The following is an 18,784-nucleotide window of genomic DNA, read 5'->3' as shown; positions in this document are numbered from 1 at the left end:
GAGAGCTCGGACCACAGGTTGCCGGGAAAGGTCAGGCGACCTTCCCGGCGGTCATGCTTACAGGTTCTCGTAGCGGTTCATGTCGAGCACCCCCGACTCCACCGCGTCGGTCTCCTTGATGTAGCTGTCGAGGTCGTGGAAGTACTGCCAGAACTGCGGATGGCTGCGGCGCACACCCCAGCGCATGACGATGCGCTCGAACCTGGCGGTGTCGTCGCGAGCCGCTTCCAGGTCTTCGACGAACTCCGGCACATCGCTGGCCGGAACGTTGAACATGAAGTTGGGGTAGCTGCTGAGCACGCCCGGCACCAGGGTCAGGGTGTCCAGGCCCGGCTGGTAGCGGTAGGCCTCGCCGAGCATGAAGGCGACGTTGCTGTGCGCGCGGTTGCGCAACAGGCTGTAGACCTGGCGCTGGCCGCCCTGCCCTTCGATGCGCAGCATGGTCGCTTCAGGCAACTGATTGATCACCTTAAGGCCCGCCGCCGGGCGCGAGACCAGGCGGCTCAGCGACTGCTCGACATCACGGAACTCCTCGCTCATTTGCGGCCGCGAGCAATAGGCGCCCTGGCAGCGGTTGATCGGGTCGGGCGCGGCGTTGAGGCTGCCGGTGCGCTGGATCAGCTTGAGACCGAAGTCACGCTTGGGGTCGCGCTTGTCGAGTTTCAGTGCGCTCGGGGTGTCGGTGTCGATGTCCTCATAGTCCATCCACATCTTCACCTTGCCGCCGTTCTGGTACCAGTCGCTGAGGATCGCGCCACGGGCATCGGCCGGCATCAGGCGCAGGAAGTTGACCTCAGCGCCATTGCGGATCAGGTCGAAGTACAGCCGCGTCTGCGCCTGGTGCGAGACGTTGCCATAGACATCGAAGTTGACCGCCAGCTGGTAGTAGGTGCGTTCGAACAGCGGGTAATCGAACAGCCAGATGGTTTTTGGCACGTCACCGATCAGGCCCTTGCTCACCGAGGCGCTGTCAAAGTGACGGAAGATGGTCAGCAGCGCGTTGTCGTTGCCGGCCCAGAGGGTCGACCAGCTCGGCGGCGGCACTTCGGCATAGGCCTCGCGGCGCAGCTTTTCGTACTCGTTGCGCTTGTCGCGGTAGGCATGCCAGAGGGTCAGGATGCTGCCGACGTCGTCGATCTGCCCGGGCATCGCCAGCAGCGGCGTGGCCTGGCCGCGGTACTCGGCATCGGTCAGGTAACGGTCGTGGGCCGGCTCCTGGAACAGCGTCCAGAAATTATCGCGGATCACGTCGGTGGCAATCTGGCCTCGGCACACCGGGCCGCGGATGAAGGTGCGCACGAAGTACTCGGCGTTATCCAGCATGAACTGGTAACGGGCCACCGCCGGGATCGCTTCGAAGGTCTCGAACGGGTTGGCGCGGTGACGCGGGCCGTAGCCAGGCAGCGCATTGGCGTGCCAGTCGCCGCTGTAGAACAGCTGCTTGACGCGCTTGAGCTTCTGCGGGCCCATCGGGTAGGTGATGTGGGTTTTATGCACGATCACGCCCTGCACCGGCATCAGCCGGTAATAGAAGTCGGTGCCCGGCGGGTCGTTGGGCCGGCGCGTGGCGATCAGGTCGATCGGCTGGCCGCTTGGGGTGCGCGAACGTACCCACTGGAAGAAATGCCCCTGCTCGCCGCCAACAAAGTGGATGTGGGCAAGGAACAGGTGCTCGTACAGCCAGCGCCCGACCAGCGCTTCGGTCGAACCGGGGCGGTTGAGCAACGCTTCCCAGTCGGCAATTTGCGCGGCCTCCCTGGCGCTCGGCTGGATCGGCTCGTGCTCTACCGGCGCACCGGCCGCCAGCCAGCGCTGCAGGGTCTGGTACTGGGCATCGGTGAGGCCGGTAACTGCCAGCGGCATGCCCTCTTTCGGGTGCGCGCCGGCATAGGCGTCGAACTCCCCGGGCAATGGGCACATGTTGTTGCGGTTCAGGCCCAGGACAATCTCCTCGGGCAACTTGGCGTTGGGCGTCAGCGGGGTCTTGTGCCCAAGCTCGAGCATGCGCGCCATCAGCGCGGCCTGGCTGCCCTGGTTGTCGAGCACCGAGTAAAAGCCCTTGCGCTGCCAGCCTTCGGTGCTGGTGGCATCGTAGAACAAGCGCGTCGGCGCGACCGCCTTGCTGCGCTCGCCCTGGTACACCGGCACCTTGGAGGCACCGCGCGAGGCGCCCTCGGCACTGCCCAGGTTGAGCTGGCAGGCCGCGTCGTTGCAGGCGTGGCAGGCCACGCATTTCTCGGTGAAGATCGGTTGGATGTCCCGGGTATACGAAATAGCCGAGCTTGATTGAGGGGCTTGCCCCAACGCCACGCCGCTGATGAACAGAGCGAAAGCGCCGGCAAGAAAGCGATGCACCATGTGCCGAATGTCCTGGGTATTGATAGCTTCACGATTCTACCGGTGCTGGCGGCGTGCCAACATGAATGAAATTCATGTAAATCTTCAACACGTCTAAAAACCGCGCAGCTTTGTTATTATTCCGCAACTTTTGTTTTTGCCCGACCAGGTAGTCCTATGTCTGACCGCAGCGCTCGTTTCCAAGCACTTCAGCAAGCACTCAAAGAGCGCATCCTGATTCTCGATGGCGGCATGGGTACTATGATCCAAAGCTACCGCCTCGAGGAACACGACTATCGTGGCACGCGCTTCGCCGATTGGCCAAGCGATGTCAAAGGCAACAACGACCTGTTGCTGCTGTCGCGCCCCGACGTCATCGCCGCCATCGAGAAGGCCTACCTGGACGCCGGCGCCGACATTCTCGAAACCAACACCTTCAACGCCACGCAGATTTCCCAGGCCGACTACGGCATGGAGTCGCTGGCCTATGAGCTTAACCTCGAAGGCGCACGCATCGCCCGTCAGGTCGCCGACGCCAAGACCCTCGAAACCCCGGACAAACCGCGCTTCGTTGCCGGCGTGCTCGGCCCCACCAGCCGCACCTGCTCGATTTCCCCGGACGTCAACGACCCGGGCTATCGCAACGTCACCTTTGACCTGCTGGTAGAAAACTACCTTGAGGCGACCCGCGGCCTGATCGCTGGCGGCGCCGACCTGATCCTGATCGAGACCATCTTCGACACCCTCAACGCCAAGGCGGCGATCTTCGCCGTGCAGCAGGTGTTCGAGGAAGACCGCGTCCAATTGCCGATCATGATCTCCGGGACCATCACCGATGCTTCCGGCCGCACCCTGTCGGGGCAGACCACCGAAGCGTTCTGGAACTCGGTGCGCCATGCCAACCCGATCTCGGTGGGCCTGAACTGCGCCCTCGGTGCCAAGGACCTGCGCCCCTACCTCGAAGAGCTGTCGAGCAAAGCCGGCACCCATGTCTCGGCGCACCCCAACGCCGGCCTGCCGAACGCCTTCGGTGAGTACGACGAAACCCCGGCCGAAATGGCCGTGGTGGTCGAAGAGTTCGCCGCCAGCGGCTTCTTGAACATCATCGGCGGCTGCTGCGGTACCACCCCGGGGCATATCCAGGCGATTGCCGAAGCGGTCGCCAAGTACCCGCCACGGGCCATTCCCGACATCCCCAAGGCCTGCCGGCTGTCGGGCCTTGAGCCGTTCACCATCGACCGCAACTCGTTGTTCGTCAACGTCGGTGAGCGCACCAACATCACCGGTTCTGCCAAGTTCGCCCGCTTGATCCGCGAAGAGAACTACACCGAAGCGCTGGAAGTCGCCCTGCAGCAGGTCGAGGCCGGCGCCCAGGTGATCGACATCAACATGGACGAAGGGATGCTCGATTCCCAGGCGGCCATGGTCAAGTTCCTCAACCTGATCGCCGGTGAACCGGACATCTCCCGCGTACCGATCATGATCGACTCCTCCAAGTGGGAAGTGATCGAAGCCGGCCTCAAGTGCATCCAGGGCAAGGGCATCGTCAACTCGATCTCGATGAAGGAAGGCGTCGAGGCCTTCAAGCATCACGCCAAGCTGTGCAAGCGCTACGGCGCCGCCGTGGTGGTGATGGCCTTCGACGAGGTCGGCCAGGCCGACACCGCCGCACGCAAGCGCGAGATCTGCCAGCGCAGCTACGACATCCTGGTCAACGAAGTGGGCTTTCCGGCCGAAGACATCATCTTCGACCCGAACATCTTCGCCGTTGCCACCGGCATCGAGGAGCACAACAACTACGCCGTCGACTTCATCGAAGCCTGCGCCTATATCCGCGACCACCTGCCCTACGCCCTGAGCTCGGGCGGTGTTTCCAACGTGTCGTTCTCGTTCCGTGGCAACAACCCGGTGCGCGAGGCGATCCACTCGGTGTTCCTCTACCACGCGATCCAGAACGGCCTGACCATGGGTATCGTCAACGCCGGCCAGCTGGAGATCTACGACGAGATCCCGCCGGCGCTGCGCGAGCGGGTCGAAGACGTGGTGCTCAACCGCACCCCGGAAGGCACCGACGCCCTGCTGGCGATCGCCGACGACTACAAGGGCGGTGGCGCGGTCAAGGAAGTCGAGAACGAGGAATGGCGCTCGCTGCCGGTTGGCAAGCGCCTGGAACATGCGCTGGTCAAGGGCATCACCGCCTTTATCGTGGAAGACACCGAAGAGTGCCGCCAGCAATGCGCGCGCCCGATCGAGGTGATCGAAGGCCCGCTGATGAGCGGCATGAACGTGGTCGGCGACCTGTTTGGCGCCGGCAAGATGTTCCTGCCCCAGGTGGTCAAGTCGGCGCGGGTGATGAAGCAGGCGGTAGCGCACCTGATTCCCTTCATTGAACTGGAAAAAGGCGACAAGCCCGAAGCCAAGGGCAAGATTCTCATGGCCACGGTCAAGGGCGACGTGCACGACATCGGCAAGAACATCGTCGGCGTGGTGCTCGGTTGCAACGGCTATGACATCGTCGACCTCGGCGTCATGGTCCCGGCCGAGAAGATCCTGCAGACCGCCCGCGAGCAAAAATGCGACATCATCGGCCTGTCCGGCTTGATCACCCCGTCGCTGGACGAGATGGTCCATGTTGCCCGCGAAATGCAGCGCCAGGACTTCCACCTGCCGCTGATGATCGGCGGCGCGACCACCTCGAAGGCCCACACGGCGGTGAAGATCGAGCCCAAGTACAGCAACGACGCGGTGATCTACGTCACCGACGCCTCACGTGCGGTGGGTGTCGCCACCCAGTTGCTGTCCAAGGAACTCAAGCCAGGCTTCGTCGAGAAGACCCGCATGGACTACATCGAGGTGCGCGAGCGCACCGCCAACCGCAGCGCCCGCACCGAGCGCCTGAGCTACGAGCAGTCGATCGCCGCCAAGCCCAAGTATGACTGGGCCGGTTACCAGCCGGTGGTGCCGAGCTTCACCGGCGTCAAGGTACTGGAGAACATCGACCTCAAGGTACTGGCCAAGTACATCGACTGGACGCCGTTCTTCATCTCCTGGGACCTGGCCGGCAAGTACCCGCGCATCCTCACTGACGAAGTGGTCGGCGAAGCCGCGACCGCGCTGTTCAAGGATGCCCAGGAAATGCTCGCCAAGCTGATCGACGAAAAGCTGATCAGCGCCCGCGCGGTGTTCGGTTTCTGGCCGGCCAACCAGGTCAACCATGACGACATCGAAGTCTATGGCGCCGATGGTCAGCCACTGGCGCACCTGCACCACCTGCGCCAGCAGACCATCAAGCCGGACAACAAGCCGAACTTCTCCCTGGCCGACTTCGTCGCACCTAAAGACACCGGCATCACCGATTACGTCGGCGGTTTCATCACCACCGCCGGCATCGGCGCCGAGGAAGTGGCCAAGGCGTACCAGGACAAGGGCGACGACTACAACTCGATCATGGTCAAGGCCCTCGCCGACCGCCTGGCCGAGGCCTGCGCCGAGTGGCTGCACGAACAGGTGCGCAAAGACTACTGGGGTTACGCCAAGGACGAGCACCTGGACAACGAGGCGCTGATCAAGGAGCAGTACTCGGGTATCCGCCCTGCCCCGGGCTACCCGGCCTGCCCGGACCACACCGAGAAGGAAACCCTGTTCCGCCTGCTCGACGGCACCGCCATCGGCGAAACCGGGCCCAGCGGCGTGTTCCTCACCGAGCACTTCGCCATGTTCCCGGCGGCGGCGGTCAGCGGCTGGTATTTCGCCCACCCGCAGGCGCAGTACTTTGCCGTCGGCAAGGTCGACAAGGACCAGGTGCAGAGCTACACCGCGCGCAAAGGCCAGGAGCTGAGCGTGAGCGAGCGCTGGCTGGCGCCTAACCTTGGTTATGACAACTGAAGCTTCAAGCTTCAAGCTTCAAGCTGCAAGCTGCAAGAAGGCGCACCAGCTTCTTGTAGCTTGTAGCTCATAGCTTGCAGCTACCGTCTACACTGAGGGGGATGGCTTTTATAAGGAGCCCCTCATGGACGAACCCGCCCAAGGCAAACCCCCGACCTTCTGGCAGATGCTGCAAAGCATCCTGGCAGCGGCCTTCGGGGTGCAAAGCGGCAAGAACCGCGCCCGCGACTTCAACCACGGCAAGGCCAGCCACTTCATCGCGCTGGGCACCGTGTTCACCTTGCTGTTCATTCTGGTATTGATCGGGCTGGTGCAACTGGCCATGCACCTGACCGCCCGCTGAAAAGCAGTCCGCCCGCAGATGTCCATTCTGCGGGCGGTTCACTGTTACCCATCGGGTGATGTCACTGGTGGCTGACCCAGTACACGGCGGTCACTACCACGAGGATGATCAGACAGAGTATCGCCCAGGCATCGACACTGCTGTCAGGCTTACCCGCTTTGGTCGAATTTCCCATTGCATCGCCTCTTGTAGTGTTTATGGGAATGCATGTCACCCGTAGCAGTTAAGTTCAGCAATGGCCATTGCTCAAGCAGGGGTATTTCAATATTCGACCGGGGCGTTGAGAAACGGGTAGCGGTAATCCGGCGCATGGCCCTGAGCGCTGAAACGGTTGAAATCCAGGCCGTAGTCGGCTTGATCCTGCAGGTTCAGCCAGCGCCGGGCCCGTTGCGGGTCGATCATCTGCAGCACCGGCACCTGGTAATCGCGCCGGCCATCTCGGTCGATTGGCAGTTTCAGCGCATCATCGTGCAGTAACACCATGGCCCAGCCGCCGAGGGAAAAGTGTCCGCCCATGAGCACGCTCAGGCGCCCGTCGATGCGCGCCTGCAACGCCGCCGGCGAGCTGTTGACGGCGCTCAGCAGCACATCCTTGCCCTGCACGCGCCCAGCTTCCTCCAGCGCCTGCATGGCGCCAAAGGCCATTTCGTCGTTGGCCGACCACACCAGCTCGACCTTCGGGTAGCGCTGTAACAGCTGGCGGGCCTGTTCGTAGGCACGCTCGCGGCCCCAGCCGCCATACACCACCTGGCGCAGGCGCACCTCGGGGTGCTCGGCCAGGGCGCGGCGCATGCCCTGCTCGCGCAACTGCGAGGCCGGGGTGGTCTTGAGCCCGGAAAACGCCAGCAGCTCCAACGGCCGGGTCACCCCCGGGCGGGCACGCAGGGCAATCAGGGTTTTGAGCATCTGGTAGCCGGCCTGCTCGTCATTGCCGACCAGGGTGGCGAGCAAGGGCGGGTATTTGTCCGGGTGGCTGGCAATCAGCTCGACCTGATTCGGTGTCAGGCCGTTATTGACCAGGAACAGCTTTACCCCGCTGTCGCGGGACAGGCGGATGATCTCCGGAGCAATGTACTGCTCGTTCACCAGCACCAGGTAATCGGGGCGCTGACGGCCTTCGAGCACTTCACGGGCCTGGGTCAGCGCCAGCTCCGGCCGGCGCTCGCTGTACTGGATACGCAACTGCAGGCCCAGATCGTCGGCGGCAGCCTGCATGAAACGCGAATAACTGACCCAGAAAGTCTCGTTGGAATAGCCCGGATTGAGAAACACCACTGAAGCCGCCTGCGCACCGGCCACCAGTGGCAGGCTCAGGCAAAGGCTTTGGCACAAGGCCTTGAGCATGCGTTGACGCTCCCGCTATTCAAACCGGCAATTATAACCGCCCGTAGTGGCACATTGGACAAATGCCAGTCAGTCTCACTTAGTCCAAATGGTTCTTTTCATATGCAAAAACTTCACTTTTGCGCATAAACGCAAACTGCTATCTTTCCTCGGCTCCGCACCGGAGTGCGCGGCCGTGCGCGCGATTAGCTGCAAGCAGCTTGAGAACAGGACCCCTATGTACGTATACGACGAGTACGATCAGCGGATCATCGAGGACCGCGTCAAGCAGTTCCGGGATCAGACCAGCCGCTACCTGGCCGGTGAACTGAGCGAAGAAGAGTTCCGCCCCCTGCGCCTGCAAAATGGCCTCTATATCCAACGTTTTGCCCCGATGTTGCGGGTCGCCGTGCCTTATGGCCAGCTGACCTCGCGCCAGACACGGATGCTGGCGAAGATCGCGCGCGACTACGACAAGGGCTACGCCCACATCAGCACCCGGCAGAACGTGCAGTACAACTGGCCAGCCCTGGAAGACATCCCCGAGATCCTGGCCGAGCTTGCCACCGTGCAGATGCACGCGATCCAGACCAGCGGCAACTGCCTGCGCAACGTCACCACCGACCAGTTCGCCGGTGTCGCTGCCGATGAAGTGATCGACCCGCGCCCCTGGTGCGAGATCGTCCGCCAGTGGACCACCTTCCACCCAGAATTCGCCTACCTGCCGCGCAAGTTCAAGATCGCCATCAACGGCTCGAGCAGCGACCGCGCGGCCATCGAAGTGCACGATATCGGCCTGGAGCCTGTGTACAACGCAGCCGGCGAGCTGGGCTTTCGCGTACTGGTCGGTGGCGGTCTGGGCCGTACCCCGGTGGTCGGCGCCTTCATCAACGAGTTCCTGCCCTGGCAGGACCTGCTCAGTTACCTGGACGCGATCCTGCGGGTGTACAACCGCTACGGCCGTCGCGACAACAAGTACAAGGCGCGGATCAAGATCCTGGTCAAGGCGCTCACCCCTGAAGTGTTCGCCGAGAAGGTCGAGGCCGAAATGGCCCACCTGCGCGGCGGCAGCACCACCCTGACCGAAGCCGAAGTGCACCGCGTGGCCAAGCACTTCGTCGACCCGGACTACAAGGCGCTGGACAACCTCGACTTCAGTGAGCTCGAACAGCAGCACCCGGGCTTTGCCCGCTGGCGCGCGCGCAACGTGCTGGCGCACAAGCGCCCTGGCTACGTCGCCGTGACCCTGTCGCTCAAGCCTACCGGCGTCGCCCCCGGCGACCTCACCGACAAGCAACTGGATAGCGTGGCCGACCTGGCCGAGCGCTACAGCTTCGGCCAGCTGCGCACCTCCCACGAGCAGAACATCATTCTTGCCGACGTCGAGCAGAGCCAGTTGCATGCCCTGTGGCTGGAGCTGCGCGAAAACGGCTTGGCCACGCCGAACATCGGCCTGCTGACCGACATCATCTGCTGCCCGGGCGGTGACTTCTGCTCGCTGGCCAACGCCAAGTCGATCCCGATCGCCGAGTCCATCCAGCGTCGTTTCGACGACCTCGACTACCTGTTTGACATCGGCGAGCTGGACCTGAACATCTCCGGTTGCATGAACGCCTGCGGTCACCACCACGTCGGCCATATCGGCATCCTCGGGGTGGACAAGAAAGGCGAAGAGTTCTACCAGGTCTCCCTGGGGGGCAGCGCCAGCCGCGACGCCAGCCTGGGCAAGATCCTCGGCCCTTCCTTTGCCCAGGACGACATGCCGGATGTGATCGAGAAGCTGATCGACGTCTACGTTGAAAAACGTACCGAAGACGAGCGCTTCATCGACACCTACCAACGTATTGGCATCGACCCATTCAAGGAACGCGTCTATGCAGCGAATCATTAAGAACAACCAGATCGTCGACGAAACCTGGCACCTGCTGCCCAAGGATTTCAACATCGACGAAGTGACCAACTGCGACGACTACATCGTGCCGCTGCAGCTGTGGCGTGAACACGGCCATATGCTCAAGGCCCGCGACGGCGGCCTGGGCGTCTGGCTGGACGCCGACGAAGAAGCCGAAGAAATCGGCGAAGTGGCCAACCAGTTCCAGGTCATTGCCCTGAACTTCCCGGCCTTCACCGACGGGCGCAACTACTCCAACGCGCGCCTGCTGCGTGACCGCTACAAGTTCACCGGCGAGCTGCGCGCCATTGGCGACGTGCTGCGCGACCAGTTGTTCTACATGAAGCGTTGCGGCTTCGATGCTTTTGCCCTGCGTGCCGACAAGGACCCGGTCGAAGCGCTGAAGAGCCTGCAGGACTTCTCGGTGACCTACCAGGCCGCCACTGACGAACCGCAACCGCTGTTCCGTCGTCGCTGAATGCATTGCCGGGCGACCCGAGTCGCCCGGCGATCAATCTCCAGATCGTTGCTCATCCTGCATTAACCCCGTACCCTCTGCCGCAGCCCTCGCAGCCCGGCGCAGCTTGCGGCCTGAGGTGGGGCGCCTGGTCGTCTCGATGGCGTTCCAGGCTTGAAGGTCTTCATCGGCAAAAGCTTTCTTCTGCCCCACCGACACCAATGGCCCTGCCCCGTCGGCAAAGCGCCGGGTCAGCAGCAAGAAGCCGGTGTGCGCGACCATGCGGTGTTCAGGACGCACCGCCAACCCCTCAAGGTGCCAGCCACGAACCATCGATTCCCAGGCCTGTGGCTCGGTGAAGCGCCTATCGGCGCAAATCGCCTGCGCCGTACGTGACAGCTGGGTGACGGTGGCAACATAACTAATCCAGACGCCGCCCGGGACGAGCACCTCGGCGATTGCCTCCAGGCATTCCCACGGCGCCAGCATGTCGAGCACCACACGGTCGATGCTACCCGGAGCTTCGTGCTTGAGTACCTGCTCCTGCAAATCTCCCAACGTTACCCGCCAGGCCGGATGCGCCTGCCCGAACAGGCTCTGGACGTTGCCACGAGCGATATCGGCGAATTCCTCGCGGCGTTCGATCGAGTGCAGGTAACCGTGGTCACCTACAGCACGCAACAACGCAATGGACAGTGCCCCGGAGCCAACGCCAGCCTCGACCACCCGCGCCCCGGGAAAGATGTCGGCCATGGTCACGATCTGGCCGGCATCCTTGGGATAGACCACTGCTGCACCTCGCGGCATGGACTGGATAAAATTGCTCAGCAGCGGCCTGAAGACAAGGTACTGCCGGCCTTGACTGCCAGTTACCCGCGAGCCGTCCGGGCGGCCAATGATGTGGTCATGGGCAAGATAGCCTTTGTGGGTGTGAAAATGCCCGCCCGGCGCCAGGCAGATGACATTCAGATGGCCACGTTCATCACTGAGCTGGACACGCTCCCCAGCACGCAACGGGCCACGTCGCTGGGACGCCCCTACCGGTAGCTGACATGCGGCTTGGGCCGATGGCGAGCAAAAACTGTTCAAGCGGCGTACTCCTGCAGACTCTTGGAAAAATTCCATGTATCGAGACTGGAGTCGCACCAGGGCAAAGTGTTACGCAGCCGGCACCTGTCACGCCGGTGCTTGTGTAATGGCATGTGTAAGAGAGCGGCTCCCGAACCCGGCCAGGCACGGGAGCCAAGTGGTTATAGATGGGTAACCTGGTCCGGCACGCTGTTCCAGATATCCGCGGTCAGTGTCTCGATCAGTTCGCGCTCAACCTCCTTTGCCTTTTCAAGGTTGGCATCGCTTCTTTCCTTATATTCCTGGGACGTAATCGTGTCTGCGTCGAGGTCCAACTGATTCTGCAGGGCAGAAATCGGTTTGTTGGCCTCTTCGAATCGAGACTTGTAATTATTTTTGAGAAACTCGATCCAGAAGTCTCGACTCGAGAGCTCAGCCTTCAGGAACTCCGGCGTTTCCCCCGCAAGCACCTCGTTTTCGGCGGCGTCAAGCTGCGCCTGGGTCACATTGGCTATGCGCCCGAACAGCATGCTTTGCGGCTGCCCCGGCAGGTCCAGGCGTTCGGCCAGACCAATGCGATAGGCCAAACGCACCTCCACATCGTCAACCCGAAGCCCTGCCGCCCGTCGTACAGCAATATCACGCAAGGCAATCCGCTCCACCGCATCCAGACGGCTTGTGCCACGAGCCAGGTTGACCAGCGCGTATTCGGCACCGACCACTGTCCCGGCTTGCTTCGCTTGTTGCACCAGCACCAGCACCTCAAACTGGCTGAACACCAGAATGACGCCGTCGCCGCAGGTATCCAAGCCATTGGCAAATTCGAACAACGAAGCGCGGACTTTTGTATCGCTTTTGGCAGCAGCGAGCACGTTCAGTACACGCTCGCGCAACCCGGTGTAATCGAGGCGAAAATCGGCGGTGCCGGGTAAATCGTTGAGCAGACGGAAAAACTCGCCACTTCCCGCCATGTCAGCCAGAACGCGCCAATCGTTTTTGATTTGCTCCGCTCTGACCGCGTCGACGCCGGTCAGCCAGAGCGTTACAGGGGATTCAGGTGTTACAAGGTGCGGCCCGCGCAGGTTCTGCACTACCTGGAAATTCACGCCAGTGCGCTGGTGGTAAGTTTCGAGCCGCTCAAGGCTGAATTGATCCAGGAGATTGCCATGCAGGCTGGTGATGCCATTGACCCTCACAACCTGCGGCGTGGTCTGCAGTACCGCCTCGGGTATATGGCGAATCCGGTTGAGGCGCAAATCCAGCACTACCAGCCGCTCAAGCTCGAACACCCCGTCAGGCCAGGTGCTGATCTGGGTGCTTCGCAAAGACAGGTTGAGCAACTGCGACATTGCTGCGACTGCAGGTGGCTGGCCCAGCGGATTGTCATCCAGATACAGCAGTTTCAATTGCGTGAGCCGCCCCAGCACCGCCTGGGTCGCCTCGGTCATCTCCAGGTTGTTATGGCGTACTTGTAGCCGGGTCAGGCCCTGCAGCTCGCCGATTGCCTCGTCAAGCCCGGTCAGGCGGTTGCCGTTGAGGTCGAGCCAGCGCAGCCTGCTGAAAACCTGCAGAAAGCTTGCCGGCACTGCTTGCAGGCCCATTGCCGAGAGAACCAGGTCGCCAATGTGACTGAAATCCGCCGTCAATGCTGGCAGCACGCCCAGACGCCAGTTGCTCAAGTCCAGACGGTAGCCGATAAAGCGCCCGTCACCGGCGTGGACACGGGCAGTTTCCCGGCGCCAGGCCTTTTTGATTTGTTCAACTACCCGAATCAGCGCCGGCGAGTTTGCCGGGGCTACCATCGCACCAAACCCTAAATCCTGCTCCTGGCCGGCCCATTGCTTCAACGTTTCACTCAACTGCCGGTACTCTTGCCGACGCTGTTCCAGCGCCTGGGCCTGCTCAACCTCGGTCGCGCCCAGTTCCTGAAGCAAACGCTGCGCCTCTTGCGGCTCCAGAATCGGATACAGGCTGCGGACCTGGCTCAGCAAGCTGTTGTCGAATCGACTGCCCACCGCCCCACGGCCACTGAGCGGGTAGCCCAGGCGTCCATCGGCCAGGCTCAGCGGCGAGCGCAACCAGGGGCGTACCGGCTGCTGGCCGAGCAAGCGTGAAGCGCGAAGCCGATCGGCCGAGGCCAACGCCGCCAGCGTCGCCTGCAAGCGATCCCGCTCGCCAATCTGCAGCCCCAGTGACTGGCGTTCACTGTCCGGCAGTGCCCGCAGTAGCGCCCCGGCCATGTCGTCGTTGACCGTCAGTTCGTTGCCGTGCGCATCGAAGGCGCTGTAATGCTGGTCTTTGCGCAGCAGGGTCTTGAGTTCGCCGCTCGGCTCGCCAACCGACGCCAGTAGCTCGCCATCAAACGTTTCGGCACGCATTTGCAGGTGAACCCGGGCAGTCCAGCCCGGCAATTGATCGAGCAGCCGCAGCATCAGCAGGTCACTGTCCAGGCTGGCCAAACGCGGTTGGTAGATCCCTTCGAACGCACGGTTCAAGCGCACCTGGCGCTGGTACAGCCGGGCCTCCTCGGCCAGGCGCAGGGGCACCCGCGCGGCGGCTTGCTGCAGCGTGCCCAGTTCGCCCGGGGTGGCATGGTTGAGCAGTTCTTCAGCGGCCTGCAGGGGCAGCAAGGGAAAGTCCCGTTGCAGCAGACGCACCTCTGCCTGCGCCTGCTGGACAGGCGTCGCATAGATGCTTTCGAATATCGCCGCACGCCTGAGCTGCGCCCGCGCTGCCAATGCGTTACGCAGTGCCTGAAGGCGATCAGCAGGTTGCACGTGGGCACCCAGCAGACGCTTGATCGCCTGTTCATCGAAGCGCTGCAGTATGGCTTCGGGCAACTGGTTGGCGTAGAGCTCACTCATCAACACCTTGAACGTTGCCCTATCAGGCCAGCGGGCCAGGCCGTACACCGTTGAGTCGCCCCATAACTCGGGGCCGCGAAACACTTCGATCGGCAGGTTCAGCCAGTTGGGCAGTTCGGTGGCCAGTACCACGGCAAAGTCCCGGCCCACGCCGCCCGGCGAGCCGCTGCGCAGGTTGCCGATCCAGGTTTCGAGCTGGCGGTCCAGGCGTAAACGCTGCAAGGTATCGGCCAGCACCGGTGGCAGTGGTTGCTGCGTGGCGTAAATGGCACGCAAAACATCATCGCTGACCCCGCTGATATCGGCCGCCTGCAGCCGCTCGGCGTCGCTGAGCCCCTCAGCGGCATGCCCCAGTCGCTGCAACAACTGCAAGCGGCTCCAGCCCAGTGGCTGCTCGCCGATCACCCGCCAGTTGCCCTGGCCATTGTGTTCAAGCACAGGCCGGTAAGCCGATGGGTCTGCCGGGTGGAGGATGCTCCACTGCCCGGTTTCGGTTGTGGCCACGGCGAAAGTGTCGTCGCCCAGGCGGATGTAGCGCTTGCCCTCGACCAGGTAGTGACCTTTGCCATCAGGCTCGACCCCTTGCAGGTCGATGTCCCGGACGTAGTCGCCCAGTGCAGGCTGCCACAAGCGCAATTGACCATCGGGCAGCCTGACCTTGACCAGGCGATTGATCGCTTCGCTGGCCGCAACCGGCTCGAGGGCCCTGCCGGCAAGGCCCAGCCCGGCGATGAAGGCCACATTGAGGCCGACCGATTTAAAGTGCGTCCAGGCATCGGCCAGCTCGCCAGCCTCCCAGGCATGGGCACCTTCGACCACCTCGCCGATCAGTTGCGCCGCCGCCACGGCGGCCATCACCGCCCCGAGCGAGGGGACAAAAAACGCTGCGGCATTGAGCAGGTTGAAACCGATCGACTCCCAGTAAGCCAGGCGCTCGCGCCAGGCCTGGTCATCGGCGTCGGCGCTGGGCACGGCCAGGGCCCGCGCCTCATCCTTGATCTTCTGCAGGTGACGGTCCTGCAGGTAGCCAAACAGTTCCTGGTCGATGAAGCTCTCGCGCACATGCAGGTTGGCGTCCGGGTTCGGCCGCCGCCAGTGCAGGCCATCGCCATCATTGACCAAGTGATACAGCGCCTCCTCCAGCCGTTTCAGTACATGCTGCTGCGATTGGTGGGCAACGTAGCCGCGCAACAGTGACTGGTACGCGGGTTTGCGCAGCAGGGCCTTCAGGTCGTCGCTGGCAGCCTTGACCGAGGGGTACTCCTTGAGCGCCGCGCCCGGCGCCCCGGGCAGGTAGAGGATGACCGGCTCGACGCGATTGTCGTTGCGTTCAGGCCCGATCACCAGCACATCGGACAGCGGCGCTTCGAACATGCTCAGTTGGCTGCAACGCACGGGCTTGCCATTCCAGCGCGGCGCCCGTACGCCACTCAACAGATCGAGCAAGGCCTGACGTCCCCGCTCGCTGATCTGTTTTTTCATGAAGGCGACCTGCAGGTTCACCCTTAACTGATCCTTGTACAGCTCGATTGCCAGGCTACGACGCAGGGCGCTGCTGGCCGGTGTCTCGAACACTTCGCTCAGGTGCCGCTGGTATTGCCCGCCCAGGTCCAGGTCATGGCATACGCGGGCAAACGCCTGGGGTTCGATATCGAGCTTTTGCCTGTAGCGATAGCGAAAACACGGGTAGCCCTGCTCGGTCCCCGGTATCAGTTCAAGAAAGAAAGCGTCCTTGGGCGCCAGCGCAGTGCCGGCTTCAAACTCGCTGTCGGCGGCAAAGTTCTGCAATGCCGCCTGCATCAGGCTCTGGCGGCGCGGGACAGTCCTGAGCATTGACCCCAGCAGCACCGATTCACGCTCGATGCGCACGAACTCATCGAAGTCGACATCAGGCTCGGCCCCAAGGTCGGCGTTGAGCCGGGCCCTGAGCAAGGGCTCGCAAAATGCGCCGATGCCTTTGAGGTCTTTCAGCTCACGGGCCAGGCGCTGGCCTGAGCGGCGGCTGCGCTGCTGGTAATCGACCAGTAGCGTTTGTTCCGCTGCGCTGGCAGTCGCAAACCAGTCTTGCTGCTCGCGGCCATGCTGCTGCGCCAGCAACTGCGCGCCCATGCGCTCGAAGTCTTCGGGCCGGGCATGGCGAAGCCAGGCCGGCAGGCGTTGCGAAATGAACGGGCCATGCAGGCCGGGAACGGATAGTGAAGAGGGGGTGGTCATGGCAAGTCTCCTGTTGGCTTGAATGCCTAGGAGACCTGCCGCAAGCACCGCCAGGGTGCTAATTAATGCTTGGGCGTTGCAGGGCTAGCCGGTTACCACAGCCGGCCACTGAGACGGCTCCAGAGCTTGACCGCCAGGTGTTCGAGCGAACCGCTGGCTGCCAGGCCCACACGTTCCTGCAGGCTTTTGCGCTCGGCAAAGTGCAGATGATACAGGTTGGCCTCGCGGGCGCGCTGGCTCAGGTACTCGTCGCTGGTCATCAACTGGTCGACCAGTTGCTTGTTCAGCGCGGCAACGCCGAGCCAGACCTCACCGGTGGCAACATCATCGATGTGCAACTGCGGGCGGTAGCGCGAGACGAAGTCCTTGAACAACTGGTGGGTGATGTCCAGGTCTTCCTGGAACTTCTCCCGGCCTTTTTCGGTATTCTCGCCGAACACGGTCACGGTGCGTTTGTATTCACCGGCGGTGAACACTTCGAAGTCGACGTCGTGTTTTTTCAGCAGGCGGTTGACGTTGGGCAACTGCGCCACCACGCCGATCGAACCAAGGATGGCAAAGGGTGCGCTGACGATCTTGTCGCCGATGCAGGCCATCATGTAGCCACCGCTGGCGGCGACCTTGTCGATGCACACGGTCAATGGCACGCCGGCCTGGCGAATGCGCGCCAGTTGCGAGGCCGCCAGGCCATAGCTATGGACCATCCCACCGCCGCTTTCAAGGCGCAGCACCACCTCGTCCTGGGCCGTGGCCAGGCTCAGCACCGCGCTGATTTCATGGCGCAGGCTCTCGGTGGCCGAGGCCTTGATGTCGCCGTCGAAGTCGAGGACGAACACCCGGCTTTTTTCTTCGGGCTTTTTCTTCAGTTGTTTTTCGGCCTTGGCCTGCTGCTTGCGCAAGGCTTTTAACTGGGCCTTGTCCAGCAAGCTGCTTTCCAGGCGCTCGCGCAAGTCTTTATAGAACTCATTGAGCTTATTGACCTGCAACTGGCCGCCGCCCTTGCGCCGGCCCTTGCCGCGCAGACCGGCAATTGCCGAGAGGACAATCAGAATCGCGATCACCAGGGTCGCGGTCTTGGCGAGAAAGCTTGCGTACTCTGCAAGAAACTCCACAGTAACTCCTTAACATGCCTGCGCCCGTGCGGCGCGAACCGATAGTCAAGCATACCGAGGCCGCCCTGCCCCTGCCAGCGCAGGAAATCTTCGGCAATGCAGTTCAAACGCTCTTTTCAAACGCTTGTATGTTTTTTCGTTGACAGCCTGACAGCGGCAACCTAACCTCGGCTCATCCTTAGCGCAGGCGGACGACGTGGGCAGTATCTACCTGATTCGACATGGCCAGGCTTCATTTGGTGCAGACGACTACGACGTCCTCTCGCCCGTGGGCATGCGCCAGAGCGAGGCCCTGGGCGAGCACCTGGCGCAACTGGGCTTGCGCCTGGACCGCTGCCTGGCCGGCGACCTGCGCCGCCAGCAGGACACCGCGCGACTGGCCTTGGCAGTGATGCACAACGCCGGTTGCGAAGTGCCCACGCTGGAAACCGACAACGCCTTCAACGAATTCGATGCCGACGGCGTGATCCGCGGCCTGCTGCCCGGCCTGTTGCCGGACGAGCCGGAAGCCTTGCACGTGCTGCGCAACGGCACCCAGAACCGCAGCGAGTTCCAGCGCCTGTTCGCCTTGCTGGTGCAGCGCTGGCACGGCGGCGAACATGCCTGCGAAGGCGCCGAGAGCTGGCAGGGCTTTGTCCAGCGGGTCGATGGCGGCCTGCAGCGGGTGCTGCAACAGGCCGGCAACGGCGACAACATTGCCATTTTCACCTCGGGCGGCACCATTGCCGCCCTGCTCCACCTGGTAACCCGTATCACTGCCGGCCAGGCTTTCGAGCTGAACTGGCAGATCATCAACACCTCGCTCAGCCAACTGAAGTTTCGCGGCCGCGAGGTGGCCCTGGCTTCCTTCAACAGTCAGGCCCATGTGCAGCTGTTGAAGGCGCCGGAGCTCATCACCTACCGATGAACCCCGGCTCGTTGTGACCTCACCCGTCACGCAAATCACTTAATAAGGAACACACCATGAGCGATGTAGCAAAAGCCGTCGAAGCGATGAAAGCCAAGTTCAACCCAGCCGCCGCCGCTGGCCTGGACCTGGTATTCGGTTTCAACATCACTGACGAAGACAAGCACTACGCCCTCATCGTCAAGGATGGCACCTGCGAAATCCAGGAAGGCGAAAACGCCGACGCCAACTGCACCCTGGTGCTGGACAGCGACACCCTCAAGGGTATCGTCAGCGGCGAAACCGACGGCATGCAGGCCTTCATGGGCGGCAAGCTGCGCGTTGAAGGCGACATGATGCTGTCGATGAAACTGAGCGAGCTGTTCCCGGCCTGATCGGCTGGC

The 18,784-nt window shown here is 62.6% G+C and carries 11 protein-coding genes; 6 read left to right on the top strand and 5 right to left on the bottom strand.

All coding sequences use genetic code 11. The features are described 5' to 3' along the window. Positions 1 to 57 precede the first annotated feature (57 nt). Complete coding sequence (locus tag LOY22_RS11775; protein ID WP_093383624.1) at positions 58 to 2,358, bottom strand: fatty acid cis/trans isomerase; 2,301 nt, start codon at positions 2,356 to 2,358, stop codon at positions 58 to 60. Positions 2,359 to 2,514: 156 nt separating this feature from the next. Between LOY22_RS11775 and metH the strand changes: the two genes are divergently transcribed. Continuing rightward, the gene (gene metH, locus LOY22_RS11770) at positions 2,515 to 6,222 is read left to right on the top strand and encodes a methionine synthase (protein WP_258597570.1); all 3,708 of its coding nucleotides are present in this window, start codon (positions 2,515 to 2,517) and stop codon (positions 6,220 to 6,222) included. A 124-nt stretch (positions 6,223 to 6,346) separates the two neighbouring features. After that, positions 6,347 to 6,565, top strand: a complete 219-nt coding sequence (locus tag LOY22_RS11765; protein WP_010223692.1) for a DUF2970 domain-containing protein — start codon at positions 6,347 to 6,349, stop codon at positions 6,563 to 6,565. A 261-nt stretch (positions 6,566 to 6,826) separates the two neighbouring features. Here LOY22_RS11765 and LOY22_RS11760 read toward each other — a convergent pair whose 3' ends face one another. Next, entirely contained in the window at positions 6,827 to 7,909 is a 1,083-nt protein-coding gene (locus LOY22_RS11760; protein WP_258597569.1) for an ABC transporter substrate-binding protein, read from the bottom strand. A gap of 217 nt (positions 7,910 to 8,126) precedes the next feature. Between LOY22_RS11760 and LOY22_RS11755 the strand changes: the two genes are divergently transcribed. Together LOY22_RS11755 and LOY22_RS11750 are read left to right on the top strand one after the other, a co-directional pair. Then, complete coding sequence (locus tag LOY22_RS11755; RefSeq protein WP_093383634.1) at positions 8,127 to 9,779, top strand: nitrite/sulfite reductase; 1,653 nt, start codon at positions 8,127 to 8,129, stop codon at positions 9,777 to 9,779. Next, on the top strand, positions 9,763 to 10,257 hold the full coding sequence (locus LOY22_RS11750) for a DUF934 domain-containing protein (RefSeq protein ID WP_045198582.1): 495 nt from the start codon (positions 9,763 to 9,765) through the stop codon (positions 10,255 to 10,257). The genes LOY22_RS11755 and LOY22_RS11750 overlap by 17 nt, the downstream gene beginning before the upstream one ends. Positions 10,258 to 10,290: 33 nt before the next feature. Here LOY22_RS11750 and LOY22_RS11745 read toward each other — a convergent pair whose 3' ends face one another. The 3 genes from LOY22_RS11745 to sohB form a co-directional block, all read right to left on the bottom strand. Next, positions 10,291 to 11,325, bottom strand: a complete 1,035-nt coding sequence (locus LOY22_RS11745) for a tRNA (adenine-N1)-methyltransferase (RefSeq protein ID WP_258597567.1) — start codon at positions 11,323 to 11,325, stop codon at positions 10,291 to 10,293. Between the two features lie 161 nt (positions 11,326 to 11,486). Continuing rightward, positions 11,487 to 16,382 carry an NEL-type E3 ubiquitin ligase domain-containing protein gene (locus LOY22_RS11740; RefSeq protein ID WP_258597566.1) on the bottom strand — a complete coding sequence of 1,632 codons (4,896 nt, stop codon included), beginning with the start codon at positions 16,380 to 16,382 and terminating at the stop codon, positions 11,487 to 11,489. Between the two features lie 92 nt (positions 16,383 to 16,474). Further along, a complete protein-coding gene (gene sohB, locus LOY22_RS11735; protein WP_093383647.1) occupies positions 16,475 to 17,494 on the bottom strand; it encodes a protease SohB in 1,020 nt (339 codons plus the stop codon). A 196-nt stretch (positions 17,495 to 17,690) separates the two neighbouring features. Here sohB and LOY22_RS11730 point away from each other — a divergent pair, with 196 nt between their 5' ends. After that, positions 17,691 to 18,401, top strand: coding sequence for a histidine phosphatase family protein (locus tag LOY22_RS11730; protein ID WP_093383652.1), 711 nt, complete (start codon positions 17,691 to 17,693; stop codon positions 18,399 to 18,401). Between the two features lie 56 nt (positions 18,402 to 18,457). Beyond that, complete coding sequence (locus LOY22_RS11725) at positions 18,458 to 18,775, top strand: SCP2 sterol-binding domain-containing protein (protein WP_045198572.1); 318 nt, start codon at positions 18,458 to 18,460, stop codon at positions 18,773 to 18,775. The last annotated feature ends 9 nt before the right edge of the window (positions 18,776 to 18,784 follow it).

This window comes from Pseudomonas sp. B21-035 (assembly GCF_024748945.1).
In the GTDB taxonomy this organism is placed as follows: domain Bacteria; phylum Pseudomonadota; class Gammaproteobacteria; order Pseudomonadales; family Pseudomonadaceae; genus Aquipseudomonas.
The sequence above is the reverse complement of the archived record's forward strand: the minus strand, read 5'-3'. Positions and strand labels throughout refer to the sequence as shown.